The organism is Myxacorys sp. (assembly GCF_059501405.1).
Genome location: NZ_JCACCM010000055.1, coordinates 38317 through 47944, shown reverse-complemented (window position 1 = coordinate 47944; position 9628 = coordinate 38317). Strand labels below are relative to the sequence as shown.

Below are 9628 nucleotides of genomic sequence, written 5' to 3'. Positions count from 1 at the left end.
AACGAGATGAACTGTTCCTACTCTAGCAGTTATCATTACTTCCGGGGCACTACCAGAAATTGCACCTTGTTAAGTCCCAAAATAAACAACTTCTGCCTCTGCCTTTTGAAGATCCAAGAACTTCTGTACGAAAAGCTCGAAATAGTTTTGTATTGACGTTCCAGAAGACTCAGCACGTCCAGGGAGTGGTCGAGCGAACTGATAGCCGATTCCTCCTTCAAACGCTAACCAGGCTAAGGTTTCTTGAATGCTTAAATCCTCAACAATCCGGCAAGTATCTCCTCCAGCAAACGCTAACCCATAAAGATTTGTGTCTGGAAAATGAGGAATCATCTTCAGGTCATAGGAACGTCCAGGCTTAGTCCCTCCCGTTTCAGATGTTGTGCCTGACGGCCCGATATCATGGCTAGAGCTTTGTTCAAAACTCTGTTGAGTAGTGGTACTACCCGGCCAGGGTTCTTGCTCCGTCCATTCCTTCTGACGGTCTTTCTTTCCTCCAAACAGCTTCTTCAGTGCCCATGCCAACAAATAAACGAGAAGCCCGACCCCAGCTCCAATTAGTGCTCCCCACGGGCCACCTATCGCGAATCCTGCACCCGCTCCAAGCCCGACTGCTGCACCAAGTCCCAGCCACCATTGCAACTCATCTGGATTGTAATCAAGAGCATCTTTAGCCGTTTCTTTCAGTGGGTCTTTGTCAATTTCTCCCTGGTATCCGTAACCCTGTGTACTCAATGTATTGGCAAAGATAACAGGATGTGTTCCTTCAGAATTTTCTGCTCCTGAATCGTCAAGAAATCTCAGCAACGGATGGTTGATAGGAATTGCTTTCGCCTCTGTCGGACTAGAACTGACAAATAAAAGTCCTCGACGCTGAGAAAGCAACGCTTCTTCTTGTCGATCAAGTCCTGCTAATAAAAGTCCAACTGCAAGATGATGAAACTCACGGTTCGTACCTGTACCGTCATTTTTGCGTCGCGCACCGTCATCGGCTGGGTAGAAGCTTTGAAACATCAGCATGATAGGCTCTGCAATGCGTGCAACCCTTGCAGTCACACTGTTGCCATCATTGCCCCCAATATCAGCAAGTTGTTGCAAAATGGGGTCTGCGTGAACTCGATTGTGTTGTAATGCACTGAATCGTCCACCGCCCAAAGCTGTCTTTGCATAATGGCGATTGGTTCGGATTGCTGCTCCTAGTGATTTAATTTCAGCAAAAATAGTGGGTTGCAATCGTCCGGGGATCAATCTTGCATCGGCAGCAGTCAAGTTCAAATACCCTGCTGTGAGCGGTGAAGTTGGAAATGGTGAGATACTTCCGTCAATACCGATCGTGGCTGCAAAAGGGATATGCGTCTCGAATGGTTTCCTAGGTAGATTTGGGGCTGTCCAGACAGCTGCGTTTTCAAACATCACTGAGAATAAATTGCCGGACAAAGGGTTTTCACCTGTTTGATCGTAGTAGCGCGATCGCAACGTTCCATCATCGAAATTGAGATAACGCCCAACATCTACAGGCCAGTAAGTTTGTTGGTCAGGGTGTCTAATGACGGGCGCAAGGCGTCTTGCCCACTGTATTCCCGTCTCCCTGTCAATAGCGGCAAGTGAACCAAACATTTGTTTCAGAGTTCTTGCCAAAATACGCCCAAAGCTCTCAAGACTATTCTTCTGCTCCGGAGATGCTGCCTCGATTCGTTTTCGTAGTCCTTCAAGCGTTGGCACACGAACAAAGCCAGAATGATTAGCTGGTACATTGAATGCCCCACTTGCATCGAATAATTCGGCAGGCTCAGTTAGACCTGAAAATTCTGGATCACTGGTCAGAAGCGTGAAGAATCGTTCAATAAAATAGGCTCGAATTGTTTCTAGCCGGTTCATTACTTACCTCCCTCGTTGTTGCAACAGTGAATGTGAACATGAACATCACAGCCGCTGCCGTGAACAGTTGAATTGTTATCAGGCTTATCAGTGGTTGGTGGGCGATCGCCTTCATTCCCTTTGCCATGTTTTTGTTTGCACAATCGATTAATTAGATCGTCTATCCAAGAGGAATCGCTGCCCACAGGATTGTTCGGATCTGATAAGTCAATTGGCCTAATTCCTGTAGTGCATAGCTCTGGGTGTTGATTTGCAATCTCTTTCCAGCGCGTTGCTGAAAGAGGCATAGTGGTCAGTAATTTCAGAGCTTCCAGAACAAACACGTTTGGTGCTGCCGGATTATTGTGACAAGCAACTGTGTAAAGCTTTTGCAGCAGTGCATTCAAGGTTGGATCTAACAGAAGATTTGTGCCTGCTGCTTCATGAGATGCGGCAAGTTGTCCTAAATCGTCTGCAAGTGCTGTCATTTCGTCGAGTGTGGTGACTGGACTACTCGCTTGCCCAATCACTACGCTTAAAAGCTGCTTCAATGAATCATTAAGAGTTGCACCAAACGCTTTTACTGATGCCTTCTCACTGGAAGATAACTCTTTTTCAAGAATCGCTTGCCACGATTCAAGACGACTTGTTCCATCCGATCCGTTGCAGAGTAACTTATTGATAATGCCAACGGTTGGCTCTCGTTCATCAAGAGTATCAATCCAAACTGGCCCCATCAAGCCTTTGAAAGTGTAACGAGCATCTCCACCGGGCCAGTAACCCACACGAATGCCAGCCGTTGCCACAGGACGGACTGGTAACCCTGCTGTTATGCGAATACCAAGCAGTTGCCCATCCAAACTTAGCGCAAGTAATTTTCCTGCATCATACAATAACTCCGCAAAATACCAACGCCCTGGCTTTATTCGTCCAGGCTGGCTGGAAACTCCCCACCATTCCGAAGAACCATCATTGATGGTGCCACGAAGAACACCATCTGGCTCAACAAATAAAGCAAATGATGCGTCGCCCTCAACAAGATTAAGCCGCCCTGGAACGTCATCAATACTAAAGTAAACACGAACCCGAAAACCACGCCAACCACTAAATTGTGGACGAGTTGCAACGACAATTTTTGACTCTGGATGGTCAAAGCGTATAGCTGTCGAGATCCCGTCTACTGGTACATCACTCCAACGATCAGCGGTTGGAAGTTCAACTCGACCATTAAAACCGTTTCCTGTCTCATCAAGCGCAGCATGATTTTCATAGCTGAAATGAAGTAGGGGCTTCCAAGACATTTGGTTACTTCCTTATGAATAGAAAGGCTTGCGAATTGTCAACTTGTGAAGTGTAGAGTCCTTATTCAAAGTAGATAATGCAAGTTGGAGTTGACAGTACCCGTAAGGGTACTTCAATAGCTCATATCTTCCTGGTTGCAAATAAATGTCAACTGCATCACCACCAACAGACTAAGCGGTCTAACGGTTCCAATCACCGGACACACGAACTTTTTGCAACTCATCGATCGCTTGACATTGTTCCGGTGCATTGGGGGTGTTATGCGGCGATCAACGACTACTTCTATTTCCAGCTTTACGACTCAATATATACAAAGTAGTAAGATCATCCCAGATTCCCTCCTCAGTTTGGAGAGCTTCTAGTTCTGCGTCAAATTCCACTTTGGCTTGCGCCAACTGTGCTGATGAAAGTTGGGATAACCCATTGCCTAATACCTTGAGAGAGGTAGATGAAGGACGCACAACAACCCCCTCCCACGTTGCTTTTGCATTCTCTAGGTTCGTGTAGCTGCCGTGCTGCTCTGTTTTGATTTCAACTGCCTCAAAGCCAGCCTTGATAAATAAATCTTGGCACTGCTCAACGGAACCGATTCGATTGCTAGCTTCTAGTGAAACGCCATATTTTGCAAACACTTTTCGTAAGACAACGGCCCCAACATACGCTGTATCAGCAGGAGTATGAACACCGATTCGACCACCAGGCTTGAGAAATCGCTGCCACAGCCGTAAGGTCGCTTCTTTATCTTCCATCCAGGGAAATGTGTTTGCACACAAAATATGGTCGAAGTGATTGACTGGATAATCGAGAGCTTCAGCATTTGCAAGTTGGAGCTCCACGTTACTGAGCCCCATTGCGTTAACTTTGCTCTGTGCTTGCTCTAGCATTCTGGCAGAAATATCGATTCCAATCACCTGCCCCTGATCACCGACGATTTGAGCCGCCGCGATCGCAAGATGACCTGTTCCTGTTCCAATATCTAAAACTGTTTGTCCAGCACTAACCTGCGAATATTCAAGCAGACGACGACAAATTTGAACGTGCCAGTCGCTATTGTCATAGGTTTGACTTCTGCGATCGTAAGAATCCGCAACCCCTTGCTTGTAATCGTTTAATTCAAGTTGTTTCACCATCAGAGATTTGCTGCAACGACGACTGAGCCTAACGCCAATTTAACTCTAGTTGCCCCACCGAGGACTTGCAACTACCGCCTTCATCAACAGACTGAGCCGCATAACGGTTCGCTTGAGCGATGACAGATACAACGGAAACATAGCGGAAAGCCTCTACACATCCGCTCCAAGCGAGTTGTTATGCGACTGTTGCCAAGAACCGTTCTTTGCGACCTACGGCAAAAAAAGTCATGTTCTCATACCAAACACCTCGCTCAGTTGCTTTTGCCTCAATATCCTCAACATAACTTGCTATCAGGGTATTCAACTGCTCAGAGGTCAAGTTCAAGAGTGGATTTTCAGTCGGATGAAACCATCCTCCATTCCACTGTCTAGCTTGCTCAACAGATTTATAAAACCCCATCTGCTCAGCTTTAACTTCGATATCTTCAAATCCAACGTCTTCTAATAACTGTCGGCATCGTTCAGGGGTTCCGGTTGGCTCGTTGATATTTGGTACTGTAACTCCATGCTTGGCAGCAACTTCGATAATACGTGGTGCTTCACACGACTGATTCGAGGAAGATGAAAATCCAACAATGCCGCCATTCTTGAGCCAATGATACCAGTTCTGTAGCGTCGCCTGAATGTCCTTGAAGTAGACAATAGCAGATGAGCAAAGAATGACATCAAAGCTCTTATGCTCAAAATTGATAGTCTCGATATCTGCCTCAACTAGCTCTACGTTTTGCAAGCCTAACTCTTGAATTTTTCGCTGTGCTTGAGCGAGCATTCCGCTAGAGAAATCGACTCCAATAACTTGACCTTCCCTGCCAACTGCCTGTGCTGCTGCGATCGCGATGATTCCTGTACCTGTCGCAACATCTAGCACTCTTTGTCCAGGTTGAAATGGAATCAAATCAAGAATTGGAAGGGAACGGCGAATCGTGTAGTCATTGTCATAGCTCGTTCTGCTGTTAAAGAAATCAATCACATTTTGTTTGTATTGTGTTTCGTACTCAGAACTTTGCATGATTACAATCCCTATTGCTCTAACCTCCACCTCTCAATATACTGCCGCAACCAATAGCTGAAAGCCGCATAACGACCATGTTCAGCGGACACGCATAACCTCTCGAACTCAACGAAGAAGGTTGATGTTCCGCTGCAACACGATTGTTATCTCGCTGGCCTCTTAACATTGGATGTGAATGATTGATGATTCATTGTTTCATCAATTCGCGTAAATCAACAACCCCTGCATATTGAGGTAAGTCATCCATAATCTCAAACCACGGTACTCTCGATTTCACATACAAGTGAGCAGCAGGTTTGATTTCAGGATCATCATCGAGCGTTCCTAGCGGAATCCGAACATAGTTCATTTGAAGAAACACGCTCGGCATATTCGAGCCACAAATGCAACAAAAATTACGCACGTTTCCTTCAGACGATCCATATCCTATGAGTAACTCTTCTCCTTGTAGCCAGCGAAATGCTTTTGCTTGGGCATGACCAAATGTTCCAAAGGCAGCACCATGAACTTTTCGACAAGTAGAACAGTGACAATTGTTTGCAATGAAAATTTTGTCCGAGAGTTCGTATTGAATGCCACCACACGCACAACTTCCTCTCATATACTTACCTCCTCGTCATAAGTCACAATTGAGTGAACCCTGAATCTACAGTCTACTCCTTGCGCTGAGTCATAACGACAAGCTTCAAACTACCACCCCAGCAATTACCGCTCAATTATGGCTTTACCAACAATCTCAATCTGCTTAATTTTGAACTCTGACAGATAACTTTCAAACTCCTATCACAACGCGAGATTTAAGCGAGATAACGACCACGTTCAGCGGATGCAAGTAACGTTGAATGTTAACACTAGAGACCTTCATTCCGCTGCAACGTGCTTGTTATATGGCTGGCGCAACAACCACCCATAACAATGTGAAAATCAAACTGAAAATGAATCAACTGCTTGTAATCGCTGGCAGTGGCAAGAAGTTCGTCATAATCTCGCTCAATTATTGACCAATCACCATAACCTTGCTCCACGTAATCAAGATCACAATCAATTTGATATATACTGCCTCTTATATCATCGGGAAGGCAGTCATCTCCTGTAATTAGAGAATACAAACGACTCAATAATCGACTATGCTCTGGTTTCGCAAATCGATTATTCTCGGCTAACAGGCGTGGATGAACTATGCCTAACTTGGCGATCAAAAGTCTCATAGAAATCTCTACATTCCTTTCCCCTGGAACTGAGTCCAATAAATGCATGACATCTAGAGGATGTTTGCTCGCACTTGTCGAAAGTTCAATCATCCAGTCCTCAAGTTGATCTTCATGTTCAATAAGTTGATCCACCCAAGCAATAATTTCAGCATGTGAACATAAACCGAGTGCAAGACTCATTGAAAAATAGTCAGCGTAGTGTTTAAGGTTGAGCTGCATCTTGCAGGTAGTAAGGAGATCTCATCTGATTTTGGAGGCTAAACTGGTAGCTTGGCAACACCGTCAGAACCGATACCTCAAAGCCATATAACGTTTCTGGTCAGCGGTTGCCAAAGACTTTTCAACACCACAATCGGCTCTAGGCAATCCGATGCACTAAGGTTGTTAGACTGTACGATCGCTGCGACATACCGATCTCTATCATCAATAATCAGGGTTGCAGAATTGGTGTCACTTGCCCTGTAATCATTTGCCATACCCCGTCCCGTTTGATGTAAACGTGCAAGTCCCTAACCTGTTTCTGTCCTCGCTCCTTCATATTTAACACCATACGGAAATTGACTACTGCTACTGTGTCGGAATACCAATGCACCTGAACTTCATCTGTTGTGTACGACTCAACCGCAGCGTGCCTGACATTTTCCAGTTCCATCTGCTTATTTGCAACTCGACCATCTGGAAAGACAGCTAAGAAGTCATCTGGTAGAGCGCGATCGACCACTGCTACATCACGCTGTAGAAAAGCGTCAAGAAAGGCGGTATCTAATTCAAGAATAATGCGCTCCTCGGCTACTCTGTCAGGTGTCATTTGTTTGCTCCTTTTTAGGGGTTACTTCATGATCATGCTCTAATTGGCTCTACCGCTGTCATCAAAAAAGATTCTGTGGTTGAGACGAACGAAATAATCTAACCGTGAATCTTTCGCAACACTTAAACTCATCGTTTCATTAAAAATCTCATCAATACTCAATGCTGAATACTAACAGATAATTTTGAAGTGCTGCCCTACCAATTGCTGAGCAGTCTAACGGTTCGCTTGAGCGGTTGCAGATGACCCTGAACTAAGCACCAGGATCTTCGGCAATCCGCTCCAAGCGAGTGTTCGACTGCAATCTACTGCACTGTGTAACCGCCATCAATCACTAAATTATGTCCAGTAATGTAAGAAGCATCATCAGAACATAACCAAACGACTGCTTTAGCAACCTCCTCCGGTTTTCCACCCCGTTTAAGCGGTACATTCGCCTCCATTTGCTGCAATGTGTCTTGAGGAACCTCCGCCAGTAAGTCGGTCAAAATTAAACCTGGACTAACGCAATTGATCCGAATCCCTTGCCCTCCATATTCCATTGCTGCTGTTCGGGTTAGAGCGACTACACCGCCTTTAGCTGCGGTGTAGCTAGCAAAATTAGGTACACCGATTACTCCACCGCCTTGAGATGCCATATTGACGATCGCCCCACCTCCACTTTTGAGCATCGCCAGAATCTCGTATTTCATCGATAGCCACACTGCCTTCAGGTTGACGTTCAATTCTAAGTCCCATCCCGTCTCCGACAGTTCAACAAGAGGAGCTGCTTTGCCAGCCCCAGCATTGTTGAACACACAATCGAGGCGACTGTAAGCTTGCAAGGTTTGATTGATGAGTGCCTCAATATCTGCTGCCTGTGTAACATCAGTCTTGATGAAAAATCCATCACTGCCAGCTGCCTTGACCTGCTGAACTGTTTCCTCGCCTTCGGACTCTCTGCGAGCCGCAACAACGACCTTCGCTCCTTGTCTAGCCAACTCAATTGCAGCCGCTCGACCGATTCCAGAGCTTCCACCTGTGACGATCGCAACCTTTCCATTCAGTCCAAGACCCATATTACTAGCTCCGGTTTACAACTGCCTTTAAACAATCTAGGAAGAAGGTTCACGATTGTCTATCAAGTTCTTGCAACCGCATTCTTAAAAGAGCTTCCTAAAATAGCTTCTTAAGGGCACATCCCTAATGATTTAGCTGCCGAACGTTGCCCATCACCCGGCGCAGATAACCTCTGCAATAACAGATCAACTCTCGACGGTCGGTGTGTATGGGCGTTGTTATGCGGCGGCAACACAAATTGCTCTTCCAGTAACCTTTGTTTATCTTAATTACCAACCTTGTAACTACAGAGTGCTCATGCCACCATCAATGATCATCTCGCTACCCAGCATGAAGGATGATTCATCTGAGGCAAGGAACACTGCTGCTTTGGCTATTTCAATCGGCTCACCAAATCGTTTTAACGGAATCTGATTGCGGATTGCCTCTGCCATCTGCTGGACATTCTCGGCTGGAACACCCATTTTCCCATATATTGGGGTGGATACAGGACCTGGGCTAATGGCGTTGACCCGAATACCTCGCTCAACCAGTTCACCTGACAGAGTTTTTGCTATTGAGATCATCGCAGCCTTACTTGCACCATAGACGCTAGAGTTTGGCATCCCGATATGAGCATTAATTGAAGTATTCAGGATGACCGAAGCGGGATTCGCCAAAATTGGCAACAGGGCCTGGATGAGAAAATAGGGTCCTTTGAGATTGACTGCAATTTGATGATCGAACGATGCTTCATCCCAAGCGTCAAGCGGTTGAAAAGTACCGATTCCAGCGTTAAGAAATACGGCATCAACCTGGTCAAAAACTTCAGCGATTTGCTCCGCTAAGCGCTTTTGCTCGCTGACTTGACCCGCCTCGCTCTGGATGACGATTACCTCTTTGCCCAGTTCTTGCTGTGCCTGAGCTAATGTATCTGGGCTACGTCCAGTGACTACTACACGCGCACCCTCTGCCAGAAATTGCTTGGCTGTCTCAAGTCCTATACCCGTTGTGCCACCCGTGATGAGGGTCCGTTTTCCTTGCAAACGATTCATGAAAACTCTCCTAATCTAAGGCTTTAAAGGCTCTCGCTCACGATAGCACAAGGCTTTTGGGTTCAATAGTCGCCCACCACACATTAACAAGATTGGCGATCGCTCTCACTAACAACAACATGAGGCGCGTAACGTTCCGGTTGAGCGGTTGCAAATAAGCTTTGCAACGACACTGAGACTCTCGTTAGTTCGCTCCAACCGAATTATGTCGC

9 protein-coding genes are annotated in these 9628 nt (G+C 46.0%); all 9 read right to left on the bottom strand.

Annotated elements, in window-relative coordinates; translation table 11 throughout:
- Nucleotides 1–69 precede the first annotated feature (69 nt).
- Complete coding sequence (locus tag AC5I6P_RS05820; RefSeq protein WP_495692814.1) at nucleotides 70–1878, bottom strand: hypothetical protein; 1809 nt, start codon at nucleotides 1876–1878, stop codon at nucleotides 70–72.
- The gene (locus tag AC5I6P_RS05815) at nucleotides 1878–3158 is read right to left on the bottom strand and encodes a hypothetical protein (protein ID WP_495692813.1); all 1281 of its coding nucleotides are present in this window, start codon (nucleotides 3156–3158) and stop codon (nucleotides 1878–1880) included. The genes AC5I6P_RS05820 and AC5I6P_RS05815 overlap by 1 nt, the downstream gene beginning before the upstream one ends.
- 270 nt (nucleotides 3159–3428) lie before the next feature.
- Nucleotides 3429–4289, bottom strand: a complete 861-nt coding sequence (locus AC5I6P_RS05810) for a class I SAM-dependent methyltransferase (RefSeq protein WP_495692812.1) — start codon at nucleotides 4287–4289, stop codon at nucleotides 3429–3431.
- A 178-nt stretch (nucleotides 4290–4467) separates the two neighbouring features.
- On the bottom strand, nucleotides 4468–5301 hold the full coding sequence (locus tag AC5I6P_RS05805) for a class I SAM-dependent methyltransferase (protein ID WP_495692811.1): 834 nt from the start codon (nucleotides 5299–5301) through the stop codon (nucleotides 4468–4470).
- A gap of 190 nt (nucleotides 5302–5491) precedes the next feature.
- The gene (locus AC5I6P_RS05800) at nucleotides 5492–5905 is read right to left on the bottom strand and encodes a GFA family protein (RefSeq protein ID WP_495692810.1); all 414 of its coding nucleotides are present in this window, start codon (nucleotides 5903–5905) and stop codon (nucleotides 5492–5494) included.
- Nucleotides 5906–6155: 250 nt separating this feature from the next.
- On the bottom strand, nucleotides 6156–6734 hold the full coding sequence (locus tag AC5I6P_RS05795; protein ID WP_495692809.1) for a hypothetical protein: 579 nt from the start codon (nucleotides 6732–6734) through the stop codon (nucleotides 6156–6158).
- Nucleotides 6735–6945: 211 nt separating this feature from the next.
- Nucleotides 6946–7323, bottom strand: coding sequence for a nuclear transport factor 2 family protein (locus AC5I6P_RS05790; protein WP_495692808.1), 378 nt, complete (start codon nucleotides 7321–7323; stop codon nucleotides 6946–6948).
- A gap of 305 nt (nucleotides 7324–7628) precedes the next feature.
- Nucleotides 7629–8381 (bottom strand): glucose 1-dehydrogenase, encoded by a 753-nt coding sequence (locus tag AC5I6P_RS05785; RefSeq protein WP_495692807.1) that lies wholly within the window; start codon nucleotides 8379–8381, stop codon nucleotides 7629–7631.
- Between the two features lie 285 nt (nucleotides 8382–8666).
- Nucleotides 8667–9416, bottom strand: a complete 750-nt coding sequence (locus AC5I6P_RS05780; protein WP_495692806.1) for an SDR family oxidoreductase — start codon at nucleotides 9414–9416, stop codon at nucleotides 8667–8669.
- Nucleotides 9417–9628: the final 212 nt, after the last annotated feature.